This window comes from Pseudooceanicola sp., from assembly GCF_041987405.1.
In the GTDB taxonomy this organism is placed as follows: domain Bacteria; phylum Pseudomonadota; class Alphaproteobacteria; order Rhodobacterales; family Rhodobacteraceae; genus Pseudooceanicola.
The window spans coordinates 130,988-150,717 of record NZ_JBHIWR010000005.1; the positions used below are offsets into that span (position 1 = coordinate 130,988).

16 protein-coding genes are annotated in these 19,730 nt (G+C 66.4%); 8 read left to right on the forward strand and 8 right to left on the reverse strand.

All coding sequences use genetic code 11. The features are described from left to right. Position 1 precedes the first annotated feature (1 nt). Positions 2–1,576: a lysine--tRNA ligase gene (locus ACFC2Y_RS13985; RefSeq protein WP_375175707.1), complete on the reverse strand. Its 1,575-nt coding sequence runs from the start codon at positions 1,574–1,576 to the stop codon at positions 2–4. 115 nt (positions 1,577–1,691) lie between these two features. Here ACFC2Y_RS13985 and ACFC2Y_RS13990 point away from each other — a divergent pair, with 115 nt between their 5' ends. Next, positions 1,692–2,117 (forward strand): tellurite resistance TerB family protein, encoded by a 426-nt coding sequence (locus tag ACFC2Y_RS13990; RefSeq protein WP_375175591.1) that lies wholly within the window; start codon positions 1,692–1,694, stop codon positions 2,115–2,117. 449 nt (positions 2,118–2,566) lie between these two features. Here the strand turns inward: ACFC2Y_RS13990 and dacB are convergent, their stop codons facing one another. The 3 genes from dacB to ACFC2Y_RS14005 are packed head-to-tail and all read right to left on the reverse strand — an operon-like array spanning position 2,567 to position 5,911. Continuing rightward, positions 2,567–4,060 carry a D-alanyl-D-alanine carboxypeptidase/D-alanyl-D-alanine-endopeptidase gene (gene dacB, locus ACFC2Y_RS13995; protein WP_375175590.1) on the reverse strand — a complete coding sequence of 498 codons (1,494 nt, stop codon included), beginning with the start codon at positions 4,058–4,060 and terminating at the stop codon, positions 2,567–2,569. A gap of 42 nt (positions 4,061–4,102) precedes the next feature. Next, a complete protein-coding gene (locus tag ACFC2Y_RS14000) occupies positions 4,103–4,732 on the reverse strand; it encodes a nicotinate-nucleotide adenylyltransferase (protein ID WP_375175589.1) in 630 nt (209 codons plus the stop codon). A 21-nt stretch (positions 4,733–4,753) separates the two neighbouring features. After that, positions 4,754–5,911: an AI-2E family transporter gene (locus ACFC2Y_RS14005; protein WP_375175588.1), complete on the reverse strand. Its 1,158-nt coding sequence runs from the start codon at positions 5,909–5,911 to the stop codon at positions 4,754–4,756. Between the two features lie 178 nt (positions 5,912–6,089). Here ACFC2Y_RS14005 and ettA point away from each other — a divergent pair, with 178 nt between their 5' ends. Then, a complete protein-coding gene (ettA, locus tag ACFC2Y_RS14010) occupies positions 6,090–7,745 on the forward strand; it encodes an energy-dependent translational throttle protein EttA (protein ID WP_375175587.1) in 1,656 nt (551 codons plus the stop codon). 209 nt (positions 7,746–7,954) lie between these two features. On the opposite strand, the gene ACFC2Y_RS14015 is transcribed toward ettA, so the two are convergent. After that, positions 7,955–8,476: a transposase gene (locus ACFC2Y_RS14015; protein WP_375175586.1), complete on the reverse strand. Its 522-nt coding sequence runs from the start codon at positions 8,474–8,476 to the stop codon at positions 7,955–7,957. Between the two features lie 343 nt (positions 8,477–8,819). Here ACFC2Y_RS14015 and ACFC2Y_RS14020 point away from each other — a divergent pair, with 343 nt between their 5' ends. Continuing rightward, positions 8,820–9,026, forward strand: a complete 207-nt coding sequence (locus ACFC2Y_RS14020; RefSeq protein WP_375175585.1) for a cold-shock protein — start codon at positions 8,820–8,822, stop codon at positions 9,024–9,026. A gap of 197 nt (positions 9,027–9,223) precedes the next feature. Then, positions 9,224–9,784 (forward strand): L,D-transpeptidase, encoded by a 561-nt coding sequence (locus ACFC2Y_RS14025; protein WP_375175584.1) that lies wholly within the window; start codon positions 9,224–9,226, stop codon positions 9,782–9,784. Between the two features lie 3 nt (positions 9,785–9,787). On the opposite strand, the gene trxC is transcribed toward ACFC2Y_RS14025, so the two are convergent. Beyond that, the gene (trxC, locus tag ACFC2Y_RS14030; protein ID WP_375175583.1) at positions 9,788–10,216 is read right to left on the reverse strand and encodes a thioredoxin TrxC; all 429 of its coding nucleotides are present in this window, start codon (positions 10,214–10,216) and stop codon (positions 9,788–9,790) included. 128 nt (positions 10,217–10,344) lie between these two features. Here trxC and ACFC2Y_RS14035 point away from each other — a divergent pair, with 128 nt between their 5' ends. Next, positions 10,345–11,223 carry an alpha/beta fold hydrolase gene (locus ACFC2Y_RS14035; protein WP_375175582.1) on the forward strand — a complete coding sequence of 293 codons (879 nt, stop codon included), beginning with the start codon at positions 10,345–10,347 and terminating at the stop codon, positions 11,221–11,223. An 11-nt stretch (positions 11,224–11,234) separates the two neighbouring features. Then, positions 11,235–12,383, forward strand: a complete 1,149-nt coding sequence (locus ACFC2Y_RS14040) for a geranylgeranyl reductase family protein (RefSeq protein WP_375175581.1) — start codon at positions 11,235–11,237, stop codon at positions 12,381–12,383. A 279-nt stretch (positions 12,384–12,662) separates the two neighbouring features. Here the strand turns inward: ACFC2Y_RS14040 and ACFC2Y_RS14045 are convergent, their stop codons facing one another. After that, a complete protein-coding gene (locus tag ACFC2Y_RS14045) occupies positions 12,663–13,352 on the reverse strand; it encodes an arylesterase (protein WP_375175963.1) in 690 nt (229 codons plus the stop codon). On the opposite strand from ACFC2Y_RS14045, the gene ACFC2Y_RS14050 reads away from it, so the two are divergent. Both ACFC2Y_RS14050 and ACFC2Y_RS14055 read left to right on the forward strand, forming a co-directional pair. Then, on the forward strand, positions 13,351–14,037 hold the full coding sequence (locus ACFC2Y_RS14050; RefSeq protein ID WP_375175962.1) for an ABC transporter ATP-binding protein: 687 nt from the start codon (positions 13,351–13,353) through the stop codon (positions 14,035–14,037). The two genes, ACFC2Y_RS14045 and ACFC2Y_RS14050, sit on opposite strands and share 2 nt — an antisense overlap. Next, the gene (locus ACFC2Y_RS14055) at positions 14,034–16,571 is read left to right on the forward strand and encodes an ABC transporter permease (RefSeq protein WP_375175961.1); all 2,538 of its coding nucleotides are present in this window, start codon (positions 14,034–14,036) and stop codon (positions 16,569–16,571) included. Before ACFC2Y_RS14050 ends, ACFC2Y_RS14055 begins: the two co-directional genes overlap by 4 nt. Positions 16,572–16,732: 161 nt before the next feature. Here ACFC2Y_RS14055 and gcvP read toward each other — a convergent pair whose 3' ends face one another. After that, positions 16,733–19,573, reverse strand: a complete 2,841-nt coding sequence (gene gcvP / locus ACFC2Y_RS14060) for an aminomethyl-transferring glycine dehydrogenase (protein WP_375175960.1) — start codon at positions 19,571–19,573, stop codon at positions 16,733–16,735. Between the last annotated feature and the right edge of the window lie 157 nt (positions 19,574–19,730).

The window sequence follows — 19,730 nt, forward strand, 5'->3', positions numbered from 1 at the left end:
CTCAGCCCAACTCGCCCGCGAGGCCCTTGTCGATCAGGGCCACGGTGTTTTCCACCCCGTAAAGCGCGATGAACCCGCCAAAGCGCGGCCCCTGCGAGGCGCCCAGAAGCACCTCGTAGAGCGCCTTGAACCAGTTGCGCATCGGGTCGAACCGGTCGCGGCCCACGTCGAAGACCACCTGTTGCAGGGCGTCGCCATCGACCGCGCCGTCATAGGCCTTCAGCGCGTCGCGCAGCGCCTCCAGAGCCTCGCGTTCCTGATCGGTCGGGGCGCGGAAGACCTTCTCCGGCTTCACGAAGTCGTTGTAATAGCGCACCGCGTAACCGGCTGCGGCGTCCAGCTGCGGGTTCGCCTCCGGTGTCGCTTCGGGCGCGTAGCGGCGGATGAAGCCCCAGAGGGTTTCGGTGTCTTCGGCCCCGGCCACGGAGGCGAGGTTAAGCAGCATCGAGAAGGGCACGACCATGTCCGACGCGGGCACATCGCCGTTGTGGATGTGGAAGACCGGGTTCGCCACCTGCTGTTCCACCGTCTGGTCCGGGTAGGCGCGCAGTTGCTGGTGGTATTCGTCCATCGCCTTGGGGATGACGTCGAAATACAGCCGCTTGGCCGTCTTGGGCTTGGCGAACATGAAGTAGGACAGGCTCTCGGTCGAGGCGTAGGTCAGCCATTCGTCGATGGAGATGCCGTTGCCCGAAGACTTGGAGATCTTCTGCCCCTTGTCGTCCAGGAACAGCTCATAGGTGAAATGCTCGGGCTTTTGCCCGCCGAGGATCTCGCAGATGCGGTCGTAGATCGGCGTGTTGGTGGAATGGTCCTTGCCGTACATCTCGAAATCGACATCCAGCGCGGCCCAACGGGCGCCGAAATCCGGCTTCCACTGCAGCTTCACGTTGCCCCCGGTGACGGGCAGCGTCCACTCGCGGCCGTCCTCGTCGTCGAAGGTGATGGTGTAGTCGTCCTTGTTCACCGATTTCATCGGGACATAGAGCACCCGCCCCGTTTCCGGGTGGATCGGCAGGAAGATGGAATAGGTCTGCTGGCGCTCCTCACGCAGCGACTTGAGCATGACCTTCATGACGTCGTCATAGCGCTCGACTGCCCGCTTCAACACCTCGTCGAACTGGCCGGACTTGTAGAATTCGGTGGCCGAATAGAACTCATACTCGAACCCGAAGGTGTCGAGGAACCGGCGCAGCATGGCGTTGTTGTGGTGGCCAAAGCTCTCGTGCGTTTCGAACGGGTCGTAGACGGAGGTCAGCGGCTTCTGGATGTCTTCGCGCAGCCGCTCCTGGTTCGGCACGTTGCCGGGGATCTTGCGCATGCCGTCCATGTCGTCGGAAAAACAGATTAGACGGGTCGGGATGTCGGAGATCACTTCGAAGGCGCGGCGGATCATGGTGGTCCGCAGCACCTCGCCGAAGGTGCCGATATGGGGCAGGCCCGACGGCCCATAGCCGGTTTCGAACAGCACATAGCCCTTTTCGGGCGGCTTATTCTCGTACCGTTTGAGCAGCACGCGCGCCTCTTCGAAGGGCCAGGCCTTGGACGTCATCCCCGCGTCGCGCAGATCGCTCATCTTGCTCTCCATCTCCATCATGCCGGAATGCTGTCCGGTCAAGGTCACCTCCTTATTGCCCAGCCTGCCAAGGGTCAATATTCTGCACCGCAACACTCACACCCGGAGGATCGTGATGAGCGACTCAATTCCGCACCCGCTGACACCGCAGGATTGCCTTGTCATGCTGATGATCGCCGTGTCCGCCTCGGACCAGACCATCCGCACATCGGAGCTGATCAAGATCGAGAACCAGGTGAACACCCTGCCGATCTTCGGCGCCTTCGACATCGACCGGATCACGGTGCTGTCCAAGACGGTCTATGACCTGTTCGCGGTGGAGGACGGACTGGATGCGCTGTTTGGCCTGGTGCGGGACAACATGCCGGACAAGCTGAATGAAACCGCCTATGCGCTGGCCTGCGATGTGGCGGCGGCGGACGGGGCGATCCGCGAGGGCGAGCTGCGCCTGCTGGAGGAGATCCGGGACGAGTTGAACATCGACCGCCTGCATGCCGGCGCGATCGAACGCGGCGCCCGGGCGCGGCACATGACGATCTGAGGGGGACTGGGTAGAAATTCTTCTGCTCGACACCGATCATTGGTTCGGCCCGGCGGCACGCCGGGCTGCGCCGACCCGCCCCCGTCGCACCTGAGGTGCGCCAACAATGCTGGCACGCCTTTGGCGTGACGGGCGGCGCATTTGCGCCACCCCGCGGGTCAGCGCTGCCCTCCACAAGGACCAGCTACCCTCGCATGCAGATCAGAACTGCCCCCTACCCCCCACGCGAAAACCCGCCGCCCCGCGCCGCTACACGCGCCTGTGAATTGTGCGGCGCAACGCCACCCGCCACCTTGGCCTCAATCAAAAACAAAAGGATGAGGCCAATGTCGAAATCGCTGTTTATCGCCCTGGGCGTGGCGCTGCTTTGCGCGCTGCCAATCGTCGGGACGGTCCAATCCACGGACACGCCGGGGCACAGGACCGCCCGTCAGGAGGCGCCGAAGGGATCAATCGGCGTGTATAAGGCTCCACCGTTGCAACAGCGCGTGCTGCAGAAGCTTTGACCGGCGGTTCCAGGTCCGTCCCCCCGAGGGGCGTTCGCGTTCCGCCTTGCTCAGCGCGTCGCGCCGGTCGGTGTCGGCGGTGAGGATGGCAAAGGCCAGATCCGTACCGTCCGGCATCCGCGCATAGCCCGCAAGGGTGCTGACGAAATTCAGGGTGCCGGTCTTGGCGACCACCTCCAGCGGGTGGCTGCGCATCACCGTGTACTCCTCGTTCCGCATCGGGATGGATTTCAGCAGCGGGCGCAACCCGTTGCGGGCCAGCGGGTTGTTCATTGCGCGGATCAGATCGCCGGCGGAGGTGCGCGAGGCATCGCCCAGACCGGAGTGATCGACCATGGCGGTGTCACGCAGGCCGAATCGCTCGCGTGCCCAGTCGCTCATCGAGCGGGCGGAGCGGGCCAGGGTCTGGGGGCTGCCCAGGCGGCGGACGGTGGCGGCCATGCCGACCATCTCGGCCGTGATGTTGGTGGAGTAGAGGAGCATGTCCTCCAGGATGCCCGACAACGGCGGGCTGTTCCGGGCGGCGATCAGCGTGGCGCCGGGCATTTGGGCGGTGATCTGCGGGTCCTTCAGCACGATGCCATGGGCGCGCATCATCGTGTGAAAGACCTCGCCCGCGTACAGTTCGGGCTTGCGCACGGGCAGCCAGCGCGAGCCCCCCTTGCCCAGCGCCGACAGCGCCACGGTCCAGTCATCGCGCCCGCCCTGATCGGCATAGGTATAGACCGGTGCCGCCCGGTTCACGATCTGCATCCGCGCCATCGACACGGCGGGCCGGTAGCGGTCCGACCTTGCATCCATGGTGACGCCCCAATTGCCGCCCTCGCGCTTCCATTCGAAATGGACGCGGTTGTAGTTCAGCGCGAGGCCCGAGATCGCCGGATTGTAACCGACGTGATCCGGTTGCAGCCGGTCGATGACCGGCTCGTATTGCAGCGCCCCGCCCCAGACCAGGAACTTGCCGCGCACCTCCCGCAGGCCGGTGTCCTTCACCTTGCTCGCCAGATCGGCGAGATCGTTCGTCTGCAACGTCGGATCGCCGCCCCCGGCGAGGATCAGATCGCCCTTGAGCACACCGTTCTCCACCGGCCCGGTGCCGAAAACGCGGGTTTCGAACCGGTGATCGGGCCCAAGAATATCCAGCGCATAAAGGGCCGTCAGGCTTTTGGCGACGCTGGCGGGCGGCAGAGCGCGGGTCGGATCGCGCGCCTCCAGCGGGCGGCCGGAGTTGAGGTCGAATACGGAAAAGCTGATCTCGCCGCTCAGATTGGCGCGCTCCAGCAGCGTGTCGGAGGTGACCGCCAGGGGCTTCGCCGATCCGGGGCGGGCCTGGGGGCGCAGGGATGTCCGGGGAATATCCGCCAGACCGGCGGATGGCAGGGCCAGGGCCGCGGCGGCCAGGGTCAGAAATCTGCGTCGCTCGAAATGCCGTGTCATGGCGCAAGGTTAAGCAGGCTTGCGCCGCGCCCTCAAGTGGGATCAGGCGTCTTTGTCCCGCGTCGGCGCGCTCTGGCCCCAGTCGCCCCGTTTGCGCAGCATTGTTGACGAGAGCGAGACCATGGGAACGTTGACGAAGCACCAGGCCGGCGGCGTGCTGCGCCCCAGCAGGCGCGAGGCCCCGGCGGGCAGGCGGGCATGGGCGTAGACCCGCGCCGCGCGCGACACCCGGGCCGAAATCCGGTCGCCCGGGCGGGCCAGAACGCCCACCGGCACGTTGTCCATGATCCAGCGCCAGTCCTGCCATTGATCGAACTGCGCCAGGTTGTCCGCCCCCATCAGCCAGACAAAGCGCACCCCGGGATAGCGGCGGCGCAGCGCGCGCAGGGTTTCGGCGGTATAGCGGGTGCCCAGCTGCGCCTCGATCCCGGTGATTGTCACGCGGGGGTGCTGCATCTCGGCCCTGGCGCGGGCGATGCGGGTGGCCAGGGGGGCCGGCGGATTGGGTTTGAGCGGATTTCCCGGGCTGACCAGCCACCAGACGTGGGTCAGGCCGAAACGGCGCATTGCCTCAAGGGTGATATGGACATGGCCATCGTGGGCGGGGTCGAAGGACCCCCCCAGAAGACCGATCACCATGCCGGGCGTGCCCATGGGAAAGTCGTGACGCATTCCATGGCCTTACCCGAGTTTTCAGCCGGACCCAAGAGGGGGCGCCTGCCCCCCGCGGCGCCCCGTGCGATCCGGCTCCGGCCCGCTGAGGAACATACCCGCAGCGGTCAGCGCCGGAACATGGTCGCAGACCACCTTGACCATGACGAGGAACGGCACCGCCATCAGCGCCCCCGCCACGCCCCAGAGCCAGGCCCAGAAGATCACCGCGACAAAGACCGCGGCGGCATTCAGGCTCAGGTGTCGCCCGACCAGCACCGGCGTCACCACCTGCCCCTCCAGCGAGGTCAGCAGAAGGTAGACCAGGGGCGGGACGATCATCTGCCCGGTCGTGTCGAAGGTGATGAGGGAGGTCGCCGTGATCGCCGCCACGCCGATCATCGCCCCGAGATAGGGCATGAAGTTCAGCGCGAAGGCCGCCACGCCCCAGACATAGGGATAGGGCATGCCCAGCAGCCAGAGCGCCGCCGCCACCGACACGCCAAGCCCCGCGTTGATCACCGTGATCGCGCCCAGGTAGCGCGAGATCTGCCGTTCGACATCCCGGCTGATCCGCAGGGCGCGTTTCTTGTCCTGGAACCTTGGGAAACTGCGCACCAGCTTCTGCTGGAACATATCGCCCGAGGCCAGCAGGAACATCGCGAGGATCAGCGCGATGACCAGCGTCGTTCCCACACCGGCCAACGAGGACAGCGCCGTTTCGACGATGTTCGGGCCGTCGATGAGGATACGTTCCTTTTCCTCGCCGTCACCCCCGCTGGCAAGCTCCTGCACCTGCTCTTCGGCCTCCTGCATCTGCGCCATCCTGTGCCGCAGATGGACCAGTTTGCTCTCTGCCGCCGCGCGCATTTCGGGGACGGACTCGACGAGGGAGGAGGCCGGCCCGCTCATCAGGTAGAGACCCGTGGCCGAGCCGCCCCCGATCGTGACGATCACGGCGACGGCGGCAATGCTGGTCGGCAGGCCGGACCGGGTCAGCCAGCGCACCAGCGGCGACAGCGTCAGCGTGAAGAGAACACCCAGAACGAGCGGGAAGATCACGACCTTCGCCGCCCATATCGACCAGAAGACCATCAGGATCAGGATCGCCAGCAGAAGGTACTGGATCCGGTCCAGCACCTCAATCCCGGGCAGGGTGGCCCGGGGGGCGTCATCCGGTCCGTCGCCGGGTCGGGTCACCTGTCGCTCCACGATGTCTGATCCGATCACTTCGTCTGTCGTCGAAAGGACAAACGACCCGGCCCGCCCCGTGGTTCCCCGGCCCGTCGCGCAGGGCTGCGGATTTTTTATGCCGACCCGATTGTCCCCGCGGGTCCGGACGCGTATCTGAGGGCAAGTCTGCAAGCGGAGGAACGCAATGGCCGCCTATCAATACGTCTACCACATGTCCGGAGTGTCCAAGACCTATCCGGGCGGCAAGAAGTGTTTCGAGAACATCAACCTGAACTTCCTGCCCGGCGTGAAGATCGGTGTCGTCGGGGTCAACGGCGCGGGTAAATCCACGCTGCTCAAGATCATGGCGGGATGGGACAAGGATTTCTCCGGCGAGGCCTGGCATGCCGAGGGCGCCAGGGTCGGCTATCTGCCGCAGGAGCCGGAGCTGGACCCCGCACTGGACGTGCGCGGCAACGTCATGCTGGGCGTGGCCGCGAAGAAGGCCAAGCTGGACCGGTTCAACGAGCTGGCGATGAACTATTCCGACGAAACTGCGGACGAGATGGCGCAGCTGCAGGACGAGATCGACAGCCAGAACCTCTGGGACCTCGACGCGCAGATCGACATCTCGATGGAGGCGCTGCGCTGCCCGCCGGACGATGCCGATGTCTCCACCCTGTCGGGCGGTGAAAAGCGCCGGGTCGCGCTGTGCAAGCTGCTGCTGGAACAGCCGGAGATGCTGCTGCTCGACGAACCGACCAACCACCTGGACGCGGAGACGATCGCCTGGCTGCAGCAGCACCTGATCGACTACAAGGGCACGATCCTGATCGTCACCCACGACCGCTATTTCCTGGACGACATCACCGGCTGGATCCTCGAATTGGACCGCGGCCGCGGCATCCCCTACGAGGGCAACTATTCGTCGTGGCTGGAGCAGAAGGCCAAGCGGCTGGAGCATGAGGCCAAGGAAGACAAGGCCAAGCAGAAGACGCTGGCACGCGAACTGGAATGGATGCGGCAGGGCGCCAAGGCCCGGCAGGCGAAATCCAAGGCGCGTATCCAGGCCTATGAGGATCTGGCGAACCAGTCCGAGCGCGAGAAGATCACCCGGGCACAGATCGTCATTCCGGCGGGCCAGCGGCTGGGCGGCAAGGTGATCGAGGTCGAGGGCCTGAAGAAGCACATGGGCGACAAGCTGTTGATCGAGGATCTGTCGTTCTCGCTGCCGCCGGGCGGCATCGTGGGCGTGATTGGGCCGAACGGCGCGGGCAAATCGACGCTCTTCAAGATGCTGACGGGGCAGGAAAAACCCGACGAAGGCTCGATCGAGCTGGGCGATACGGTGGAGCTGAGCTACGTCGACCAATCGCGCGACGACCTGGCCGATGGCGACACTGTCTGGGAGGCGATCACCGGCGGGGCGGAGATCATCCAGCTGGGCGACGCCCAGGTGAACTCCCGCGCCTATTGCTCGTCCTTCAACTTCAAGGGCGGCGATCAGCAGAAGAAGGTGAACCTGCTGTCGGGTGGTGAGCGGAACCGGGTCCATATGGCACGGCTGCTGAAATCGGGGGGCAATGTCCTGCTGCTCGACGAACCAACGAACGACCTGGATGTGGAGACGCTGCGGGCACTGGAAGACGCGCTGACCGAGTTCGCGGGCTGTGCCGTGGTGATCTCCCACGACCGCTTCTTCCTCGACCGGATCTGTACACATATCCTGGCGTTCGAAGGCGACGCGCATGTGGAGTGGTTCGAGGGGAACTTCGAGGATTACGAAGAAGACAAGAAGCGGCGGCTGGGGCCGGATGCCGTCGAACCAAAACGGTTGAAACACAAGAAATTCGTCCGCTAGGACGGGTTTCTTGGGGTTCGCGGCGCGGTTCGACGCGTGCGCGGCAGCGGTTTGCGGATGCAGACCGCGGGAGCGGCACCCGGTTGAGCATCGCGATGGTGCGTCGGCGTAAAAGATGGGTCGGGACGACCCATCCTACGCACAAGCGCATCATGTGCCTCACGCGTAGGATGGGTGCTCCGCACCCATCATGAGCCGTCGTCGCCCCCCTATTCCCCAAACTGCCCGTCCGGCACATGCCCCGCCCATTCCGGCGCAACCCAGCCCTCCCTGATGTCCCGATGAATCGAAGAATACGGCCAGTCGCAGGCCCGCGCCGCGAGCCCGTGTTTGACCGGATTTCCCCAACAGTATCTTATGTGGGCGTCGTAATCCGCATCATCCCGGATCGCGTGTTCCCAGAAGCGCCGCTGCCAGAGGCCCCGTTCCCCCTTGCGCTGGAGCGAGGCACGACGCTGCCCCCGGGGCAAAGCGGCGCTGAAACGGGCCTTGATTAGGCGCCATCGGGTTGAGAAATCCGTGTCCCCCTCCGGCAGTGTCCAGATACAGTGGAGGTGGTCCGGAAGAATGACGATGGCGTCCACATGGGCGGGACGCTCCGACAAAGTCTGGAAGAAGGCGTGGCGCAACTGGTCGACCCGCGACGTGAGGGCGGTCGATCTCCTGTCCTGCAGGGCAAGCGTGAAAAAGTAGGTCCCGCCCGGATGGCGCAGGCGTCGATAGGCTGTCATGCCGGATCGTGGCCTGATCACGGTTAACATCCCGTTGACGGTGGATTTGGGGAGATGGGTGCAGAGCACCCATCCTACGGGTCAACGAAACACCTGAACAACCCGGTGTCACCCCTCCCCGCACCCCCCTCCCGCGCCCCGGGCAGAGGGGCCACAGGGTGGCGCGAACTTGCCGCCTTTCCGCGAATCACCTTCACGGATGACGCGAAATATGCGACACAGAAAGAGCTATACGACCTCTACCGACTACCTGTTTCCCTACCCGGTAACAGTCCTCGCTAGATTTAGGACAGCCGGGCCGTCGCACTTCCGCGGGCGGCAACAGAAACAGGAGACCACGGATATGGCCACTGGCACCGTGAAATGGTTCAACACCACCAAAGGCTACGGCTTCATCGAGCCCGAAGGCGGCAGCAAGGACGTTTTCGTCCATATCTCCGCTGTCGAGCGTTCGGGCCTGACCGGCCTGCAGGACGGCGCGAAGGTCAGCTTTGACCTCGAAGCCGGGCGCGACGGCCGCGAAAGCGCGACCAACCTCGCCCTGCTCTAAGCCCAGGCTTAGCGAATTCGGACGCCCGCGGACCCCCGCGGGCGTTTTTCTTGCGCGCCTCACCGGAAAGTGAACGGATAGCGTGACCCGGGCGACACAAGCGGGGGTCGGGCGGGAAAAGGTCAGGGTTTCCTGCCGTTACAATTCCTTCGGCGCGTGGCAAGATTTTCGCAACATCGCAATACGAGGTTGCCCGCATGATCACCCGCCGCTCCTTCCTGACAACCGCCGCAGCGGCGACCGCCCTGCCCCTGCCCGCGCTGGCTTATACGCCGCCGAAACACCTGCTGCCGACGCGGGTCCGGATCGCCGCGCGGTTCCAGCCGGGGGAGATCGTGATCCTGCCGCGCAGCTTCTTCCTCTATCACGTCACCGGCCCGAAAGAGGCGCTGCGCTATGGTATCGCGGTCGCGCGCCCGGGGCTGGGCTACACCGGCACCGCGACGATCAAGCGCAAGGTGGAATGGCCGACCTGGCGCCCGACGGACGAGATGATCGCGCGGGACCCGGGGGCCTATGGCAAGTACAAGGACAACCAGGACCGGATGCCGGGCGGGCCGGGCAATCCGCTCGGGGCGCGGGCGATGTACCTCTACGAGGGGAACAAGGACACCTATGTCCGCATCCACGGCACGATCGAACCGCGGTCCATCGGGCACATGGCCTCTTCGGGCTGCTTCCGGATGTTGAACGACCATGTGATCGACCTCTATAAAAAGGTGCCGATCGGAACGAAGGTCACAGTCCTGCAGACGTGACCCTTAGAGATCCTGCGCCCAGTCGATGATCGCGGTCGAGGGCATGGCGCCGGACTTGCGCTTTTTCTCCTGACCGCCGGCGAAGGCGATCATCGTTGGGATGCCGCGGATGCCGTAGGTCTGGACGGACTTCGGATTGTCCTGCGTGTTCAGCTTGACCAGCCGTGCCTTGCCCGCAAGCGCCTGTGCCGCCTTGGAAAACTCCGGCGCCATACTCCGGCAGGGGCCGCACCAGGGGGCCCAGAAATCCACCACAACGGGGAGGTCATCGGTGCGGGCGGCTTTCTGCAGGGTCTTCAGATCGACCTCCGCCGCCTTGCCGCCGATCAGCCTTGCGCCGCAGGTACCGCATTTCGGCCCCGACATGAGCTTGTCTTCGGGGACGCGGTTCACCTGTCCGCAGTTAAAACACGTCAGTTTCTTGCCGCTCATGACGGGTCCTCCATTCACATTCGGCAAAGTATATATGTTCGCGACACAGCCCTGTGAAGGGGGCAATGCGGGCTGGCGAATCCCGTGTCGCGGCCTATGCTCGGCCCCGCTGCCCCGGTCGGATATTCATGCGTAACCTCTTCATCCTGGTATTTCTGGCGCTCGCCGCCTGTTCCACACTTCCGCCGCCCCAGAAGGTCGAGGGCGTCAACCCGGTGGTGCACGACGGCAAGGCCGAGCGCGGGGTGGGCACGGCCATCGTTCTGATCCCCGGCGCGATGGCCTCGATCGAGCTTTTTGCGCCAGTGCTGGAGTGGGACATTCCCGACAGCGCGGTCATGGCCTACCGGTTTCCGGGTGTGGACGGGCTGGAGCTGAACCACCGGGTGGACATCGTGGATTCCGGCGCGCTGATCGCAGGGCATCTGAACGACATCGGGGCGGAGCGGGTCTATCTGATCGGCTATTCCACCGGCGGGCCGATCGCACTGGAAGCCGCGCGACGGGTCACCGGGGCGGAGGTGCAGGTGGCGCTGCTGTCGTCTGCCAGCGACAGCCCCGCGGCGCTGATCGCCTCCGCCCGGGGGGCGGTGGATGTGGTCAAGGCGCTGTTCCGCAGCAAAGAGGGGCTGGATGAGGCCCTGTTGGAGAACTACCGCACGCTGCTTTACGGGCGGCGGCATTTCTCGGAAGCGGAACTGGCGGAGCAGAGCCGCCGCCTGGCCGCGCTGCAGCGGGGCTATATCACCACGCCGCCGCGCAAGATGACGCTGGCCCATACGACGGACCTGATGACCTGGTACCTCGACGCGCCGGAGGATGTGCACGATCTGCGCATCGGGGTCTTCCATGGCTCGGAGGATTCGGTTTTTTCCGAGAGGCTGACCTGGCGCTACGCCAAACGGTTGCAGGCGGAGACCTTCCGAAGCTATCAGGGCCAAGGTCATCTGCTGTTCGTCACCGAACCGCGGATCTGGGACGACATCCGCGCCTTTTTCGGGCTGTAGCCGGGGATTTTATGGAACACTACGACGTGATCGTGATCGGCGGCGGCCCTGCCGGTGGATCGGCGGCCCATGTGGCCGCGCAGGCGGGTCTGCGGGTGGCGCTGGTGGATCGCCATGCCTTCCCGCGCGAAAAGCTTTGCGGCGGCGGGTTCACCGGGCGCAGCTATCGCTATTACGAGGAGATCTTCGGCGCACCGATTCCGGCGGACATCATCCTGACCAAGACCTCGGTCGAATTTCATGCCCACGGGCAGGAGCTGGCTCGGATCGACGATATCCCGCCCATTCACATGACAATGCGGCGCGACATGGACAACTCCATCGTTGCTCATGCGCTGGCCAGCGGGGCGGAGGATTACTGCGGCGCCGGGGTCGATGAGATCGACCTGGAGACGCGGCGCGTGGTGCTGAAGGACGGGCGGGAGCTGGGCTATGCCGTGCTGATCGGGGCGGATGGCGCGAATTCCGGCGTGGCGCGGGCGCTTTATGGGCAGGCCTTCGATCACGACCGCATCGGCTTTGGTCTGGAGATCGAGGCCCCGACCCCGGCGGCGGATGCCCCGGTGCGGATCGACTTTGGCGCGGCGGAATGGGGCTATGGCTGGAACTTTCCCAAGGCCGGATCGGCGACCATCGGGATCGGCGGTGTGCATTCGAAGAACCCCGAGATGAAGGCCGCGATGGAGCGGTATTGCGAGATCTTCGAGGTCGCCGGACAGCACAAGGTCAAGGGCGCCTTCCTGCCCTTCGGCGACGTGCGGCGCTGGCCCGGGCGGCGCGAGGTGCTGCTGGCGGGCGATGCGGCGGGTCTGGTCGACCCGATCACCGGCGAGGGGATCGCCTATGCGATGCAATCGGGCGCCATGGCCGGCGCGGCAGCGGTGGAGGCCGTGCGGGCCAACCATCCGGCCCGTGCGCTGACGCTCTACAAGATGAAGCTCCGGCCCATTCACCGGGCGATGTTCCATGCCCGATGGATCCGGCAGATCATCTTTGGGCGGGCGTTCCGCAATACCTTTGTCCGGGCGTTCCGGGGGTCGGGCACGGTGCGGTATCAGTACCTGCGGCTCATGGCCGGGGAGATCGAATACCCGGCGCTGGCCTGGGCGACCTTCAAGAAGGTGCCGGGGTTTGTCGTGCGGAGCGTGACCGGGCGGTGAGATTTGTTCGGTTCCGGGGGATGACCCCCTCTCCCTAGCCCTCTCCCCCGAGGGGAGAGGGGACCTGTTGTGCTGGTGGCATCGGGAGCGACCAGTCGGCAGAGCAGCCGTCAGCCTCGGGCTTGACCCGAGGACCTCCGGTCGTCGTGTGTCGTTGGGGGTGCCTGTAGGGACACGAGGCGCTGCCCCCTCTCCCTAACCCTCTCCCCCGGGGGGAGAGGGGACTTGTCGCGCCAAGGCTTGCAACCGCGTAGGGCGGGGTTCACCCCGCCACCGGCCCTAATCCCCGACCCGCTCGATCAGTTCCTCGACCCTCGGGCCAACCTGCTCGACGATGCGCGCGACGCCCTCCGCGGCGGGGTGGATCCCGTCGGGCTGCATGAACCTGAGGGATTCCGACGGATCGCCGTTCTCCCCCATCAGACCCGCGAAGAAGTTCGGCTCATACAGCGCGCCATAGCTCTCCGCCAGCTCGGGGTACATGGCGTCAAAGGCCTGTTTGTAGTCGGCGCCGTAATTCTGCGCGGCGGAGAGGCCGATCACCAGCATCTCGACCCCCTTGGCCTGACCGGCGGCGAGAATGCCGTCGAGGTTGCGGCGGCTCTCCACCGGGTCGAGGCCGCGCAGCACGTCATTGCCGCCCAGGGCGACGATCATCGCGTCGATCTCGGGCCTCAGGGACCAGTCGACGCGCGCCAGGCCGCCGCGGGTGGTGTCGCCGGAGACACCGCCGTTGACCAGGGTGACCTCATGGCCACGATCCCGCAGCCACGCCTCCAGTTGCGGCACGAAGCCTTCCTCAGCGGGCAGGCCGTAGCCCTGGGTCAGGCTGTCGCCGAAGGCGAGGATCGTGGTCTCCGCCTGCACCGGCAGGGCAACCAGACCGGCAACAATCACCGAAACCGCCTTGCCCCTGAGGGCGCGGCCCCCATATGTCACCAGACGCCGCAATGCAGAGAGTTTGCCCATGACCGATCCCGTCCTCACCCTAGACGACACGCGGCTGACGCTGGACGGCAATGCCGGTCCGGTGGAGATCCTGCGGGGCATCACGCTGAAGGTGAAACGGGGCGAAACGCTCGGGCTGATCGGGCCTTCGGGGTCGGGCAAGTCATCTCTCCTCATGCTCATGGGCGGTCTGGAACGCGCCACGGGGGGCCGGATCAGCGCCTTGGGTCAGGATCTGACCACGATGGACGAAGACGCGCTGGCCCGGTTCCGCAGGGATCATATGGGGGTGGTGTTCCAATCCTTCCACCTTATTCCGACGATGACGGCGCTGGAAAACGTCGCGACCCCGCTGGAGCTGGCCGGGGTGGCGGACGCCTTTGACCGCGCGGCGGAGGAGCTGAAGGCCGTCGGGCTGGCCTCCCGCGCGGATCACTACCCGGCGCAGATGTCGGGCGGGGAACAGCAGCGGGTGGCGCTGGCCCGGGCCTCGGCGCCCAGGCCGGATATCCTGCTGGCGGATGAGCCGACGGGCAACCTGGACGGGCCGAACGGTCAGGCGATCATGGATCTGCTCTTCGGTCTGCGTGACCGGCACGGGGCGACGCTGGTGCTGGTGACCCATGCGCCGGACCTGGCGGCGCGGTGTGACCGGGTGGTGCGGCTGCGCGACGGGTCGCTGGATCTGGACGAGGCCGCAGCGTGAGCCTGTCAACTGATGCACGGCTGGCGGCCCGGTTTGCCGCCCGGGAGCTGCGCGGCGGTCTGGCGGGGTTCCGTATCCTGCTGGCCTGTCTGGCGCTTGGCGTGGCGGCGATTGCCGGGGTCGGATCGGTGCGGTCGGCCATCGAGGCGGGGCTGGCGGAGGAAGGCACCGCGCTGCTTGGCGGCGATGCGGAGGTCTCCTTCACCTACCGCTTTGCCAATGAGGACGAACGCGCCTGGATGGAGGACACTGCCCTCGCGGTGTCGGAGATCGCCGATTTCCGGTCGATGGCCGTGGTGGAGCGGGACGGGGTAACCGAACGCGCCCTCACCCAGATCAAGGCGGTCGACGCGGCCTATCCGCTGGTCGGCACGGTTGATCTGGCGGGGGGCATGACGCTCTCGGAGGCCTTTGCCTGCACGCCCGCGCCCTGTCTGGTGGCCGAGGCGCTGCTGACCGACCGTCTGGGGCTGGAGCCGGGCGATCGGGTCAAGCTGGGCGCCAAGGACTACACCCTCGCCGCCGTGCTGGAGCGCGAACCGGACAGCGCCACGGCGGGCTTTGCCTTCGGGCCCCGGATCATCGTGCAGCGCGCGGATCTGGAGGGGTCAGAGCTGCTGCAACCGGGCACGCTGTTCGACAGCCATTACCGGATGCTGCTGCCCGAGGATGTGCCGCTGGATCAGGTCAAGGCGGAGGCCGAGGCGCAGTTTGCCGACAGCGGGCTGCGCTGGCGGGACGCCCGCAATGGCGCGCCGGGGGTGGCGCGGTTTGTCGACCGTCTGGGCGCCTTTTTGATCCTCGTGGGGCTGTCGGGGCTGGCCGTGGGCGGCGTGGGCGTTTCCGCAGCCGTGCGGGCCTATCTGGCGCGCAAGACCTCTGTCATCGCGACGCTCAGGACTCTCGGGGCGACACGCCGGGTGATCTTCCTGACCTATTTCATCCAGATCGGGGTTCTGGCCGTGCTGGGCATCACCATCGGGCTGATGCTGGGGGCACTGGTGCCCATGGCGTTCGGCCCGCTGATCTCGGCGCAGCTGCCGGTGCCCGCGCGCTTCGGCATCTTCCCCGGCACGCTGGCGGAGGCGGCGCTCTATGGCGTGCTGACGGCGCTGATCTTCACCCTCTGGCCGCTTGCGCGGACGGGGGAGATCCGGGCCGCGACGCTTTTCCGTGATGCGCTGTCGGCGGGGCGGGTGTTGCCCTCCTTGCCCTATCTGGTGGTGATTGTCGCTCTGCTGGCGCTGCTGGTGGCGGTGGCGGCGCTGTTCAGCGGGACCTGGGCGCTGACCCTCTGGACGGCGGGCGGCATCCTCTTTGCGCTGGTCCTGCTGGCCTTGGCGGGGGTCGGATTGCGAGCCCTGGCACGACGCGGGCAGCGGGCAGCGCGCGGGGCGGCGGCGCTGAGGTGGGCGCTGTCGGCCATCGGCGGGCCGCGCAGCGAGGTGTTGCCGGTGGTGCTGTCGCTTGGCCTCGGCCTGTCGGTGCTGGCGGCGGTCGGGCAGATCGACGGCAACCTGCGCGGCGCGATCACCCGGCAGTTGCCGGAGCGGGCGCCGTCGTTTTTCTTCGTCGACATCCAGAAGGACCAGATCGACGGGTTCCTGGAGCGTGTCGAGGGCGACGCAGCCGTCAGCCGGATCGAATACGCCCCGATGCTGCGCGGGATCATCACCCAGATAAACGGCCGCCCGGCGAGGGAGGTCGCGGGCGAGCACTGGGTCATCCGGGGCGACCGGGGGATCACCTATGCGGGCGCCATGCCGGAGACGACGAAGGTCACCGCCGGGGAGTGGTGGCCGGAGGATTATTCCGGCGAACCGCTGATCTCCTTCGCCGCCGAAGAGGGTGCGGAAATGGGGCTGTCGCTTGGCGACACGATGACGATCAACGTGCTGGGGCGCGACATCACCGGGACGATCGCGTCCTTCCGGGAGGTCGATTTCTCCACCGCCGGGATGGGGTTCATCCTGGCGATGAACGAGGCCGCGCTGGCCGGAGCCCCGCATAGTTTCATCGCCACGGTCTATGCCGAGGAAGAGGCGGAGGCGGCCATCCTGCGCGACATCGGACGCGACGCGCCGAACGTGACGGCGATCCGGGTGCGGGATGCGATCGACCAGGTCGCGCTGCTGTTGTCGGGGATTGCCTCGGCCACCTCCTGGGGCGCGGCGGCAACCTTGCTGACCGGGTTCCTCGTGCTGATCGGCGCGGCGCTCTCGGGTGAGCGGGAGCGGATCTACGAGGCGGCGGTGCTGAAGACGCTCGGTGCCTCGCGACGGCGGATATTGCAGAGCCTTGCGCTGCGCTCGGCGCTCATGGGCGCGGGGGCGGGCACCGTGGCGCTGGCGGCGGGGATCGCCGGGGGCTGGGCGGTCTGTTTCTTCGTGCTGGAGACGGAGTTTTCGGTGATCTGGGGCAATGCCCTGGCGGTGGTGCTGGGCGGGTTGCTGGCCAACCTGCTGGCGGGGCTGGCCTTTGCCTGGCGGCCGCTGTCGGCACGGCCGGGACGGGTGCTCAGGGCGCAGGAATAAGCGGGGGGTAGATGGGTGCGGAGCACCCATCCTACGGCTGGGGGCCTTTGGCTCGGTGCAGGCGTCGGTCGTATCGCCGGGCGCGACAGTTACCACCGTTCCTCTATCCCGCCGCAACGTAGGATGGGTGCTCCGCACCCATCACACCAAGCCCGTCCCGCCTACTCTGCCGCCTCCGCGTAATCGCTCATCGGCGGACAAGTGCAGGTCAGGTTGCGGTCGCCCCAGACATTGTCGACCCTGTTGACCGGGGGCCAGTATTTGTCCACCCGGAAGGCGCCCGGGGGGAAACAGCCCTCTTCGCGGGAATAGGCGCGGTCCCAGTCGCCGACCAGATCCTCGACCGTATGCGGCGCATGGGCCAGCGGCGAGGCCTCGTGGCTGATCTTGCCCGCCTCGATATCCGTGATCTCCTCGCGGATGGCGAGCATGGCGTCGCAGAAACGGTCCAGCTCGGCCTTGGTCTCGCTCTCCGTCGGTTCGACCATCAGCGTGCCGGCAATCGGCCAGCTCATCGTGGGGGCGTGGAAGCCGCAATCCATCAGGCGCTTGGCGATGTCATCCACGGTCACCCCGACCTCGGCAAAGGGGCGGGTGTCGAGGATGCATTCATGCGCCACATGGCCCAGGGGCCCCTTGTAGAGGATCGGGTAGGCGTCCTTGAGCCGCGCGGCGATGTAGTTGGCGTTCAGGATCGCCACGCGGGTCGCCTGTGTCAGCCCCTCGCCGCCCATCATCAGGCAGTAGGCCCAGGAAATCGGCAGGATCGAGGGCGAGCCGAAGGGTGCGGCCGAAACCGCGTGGTCGGTGCCATGCGCCACGTGGCCCGGCAGATGCGGCACCAGATGCGCCTGCACGCCGATCGGGCCCATACCGGGGCCACCGCCGCCATGCGGGATGCAGAAGGTCTTGTGCAGGTTGAGGTGGCTGACATCGCCGCCCAGATCGCCGGGGCGCGAGAGGCCGACCATGGCGTTGAGGTTGGCGCCGTCGATATAGACCTGCCCGCCGTGCTGATGGGCGATCTTGCAGACCTCGGTCACGGTTTCCTCGAACACCCCGTGGGTGGAGGGATAGGTGATCATCACCGCCGCCAGTTTCGCGCTGTGCTCCTGTGCCTTGGCCTCGAAATCCTGAAGGTCGATGTCGCCGTTGGCCGCTGATTTGATCGGCACGACCTTCCAGCCGACCATCTGAGCGGAGGCGGGGTTGGTGCCATGGGCGGACATGGGGATGAGGCAGACGTCGCGGTCCCCTTCGCCATTGGCGATATGGTAGTTCCGGATCGTCAGGAGGCCCGCATATTCGCCCTGCGCGCCGGAGTTCGGCTGCATCGAGAAGGCGTTGTAGCCGGTGATGGCGCAGAGCTTGGCCGAGAGGTCGGTGATGATCTCCGCATAGCCCTGGGCCTGATCGGCGGGGACGAAGGGATGCAGGCTGCTGATCTCGTCCCAGCTGACGGGGATCATCTCCGCCGCGGCGTTCAGCTTCATCGTGCAGGAGCCAAGCGGGATCATCGCCCGGTCCAGCGCAAGATCGCGGTCGGCGAGGCGGCGCATATAGCGCATCATCTCGGTCTCCGCCCGGTTCATGTGGAAGATCTCGTGGGTGAGGTAGGGGGTGTCGCGCACCAGCTTTTCGGGCAGGTCGAAGGTGGTGCTGTCGGGCACGGCGTCCTTGATGCCGAAGGCCCGCCAGACGGCGGCGATGGTCTCGGGCGTCGTGACTTCGTCCAGCGTGATGCCGATGCGGGTGGTGCCGACCTTGCGCAGGTTCAGCCCCTCCTCCACCGCCGACTTGAGGATCGCGCCCTGGAACGGGCCGACATCGACTGTGATCGTGTCGAAGACCTTTTTCGGAAAAACGTCAAAGCCCGCGTCGCGCAGCCCCTCGGCCATGGTGACGGTGCGGGCGTGGATGCCCTGGGCGATGGCCTTGAGGCCCGCAGGCCCGTGAAAGACCGCGTACATCGAGGCCATGACCGCCAGCAGGGCCTGGGCGGTGCAGACGTTCGACGTCGCCTTTTCGCGGCGGATGTGCTGTTCGCGGGTCTGCAGCGACAGGCGGTAGGCGCGGTTGCCGCGCGCGTCGATGGAGACGCCGACGATCCGGCCGGGCATCGACCGTTTCAGCGCATCCTTGCAGGCCATGTAGGCGGCGTGGGGGCCACCATAGCCAAGCGGCACGCCGAAGCGCTGTGTCGAGCCGACGGCGATGTCGGCACCCATGGCCCCCGGCTCCTTCAGCAGGCAGAGCGCCATGGGGTCGGCGATGACGATGCCGACGGCCTTGTTGGCGTGCAGCGCCTCCATCTGTTCGGTGAAGTCGCGCAGCACGCCGTTGGTGCCGGGGTACTGGAAGATCGCGCCAAAGACCTCATCCGCTTTCAGGTCCGACGGGCGGCCCAGCACGACCTCGATCCCGAGGGGTTCGGCGCGGGTGCGGATGACGTCGATGTTCTGGGGATGGCAGGCCTCGTCCACGAAGAAGGTCATGGATTTCGACTTGGCCGAGCGCTGCGCCATGGTCATCGCCTCGGCCGCCGCCGTCGCCTCGTCCAGCAGGGAGGCATTGGCGATGTCGAGGCCGGTAAGGTCGCAGATCATCGTCTGGTAGTTCAGCAGCGCCTCCAGACGGCCCTGGCTGATCTCGGGCTGGTAGGGGGTGTAGGCAGTGTACCAGGCGGGGTTTTCAAAGATGTTCCGCTTGATCGCCGGGGGTGTGATCGTATTGTGGTAGCCCTGCCCGATCAGGCTGGTCAGGACTTTGTTCTTCTCCGCCGTCTCCCGCATCTTCTGCAGCAGTTCGGATTCCGACAGGGGCGCCCCGAAATCCAGCGGTTCGGCCTGGCGGATCGCCTTGGGGACCGTCTGGTCGATCAGCTGATCGAGGGATGTGACGCCGATGGTCGCCAGCATCTCCTCCATCTCGGCCGGAGAGGGGCCGATGTGGCGGCGGTTGGCGAAGTCATAGGCGTCGTAGTCGGTCGGGGTGAAGGTCATGTGGGGTCCTTCCGGTCAGGCATCGGGGCGGAGCGGTGGCGGGGCGGTGGCATACTCGGGCGCGGCCCGAGGGCCTGTCTGTCCCGCCCCGGTGGTCGACCCGTCTTCCCCGGGGTTGATACGGGGATGACGCGGGGCCGGGCGGCAGAAGCGGAGA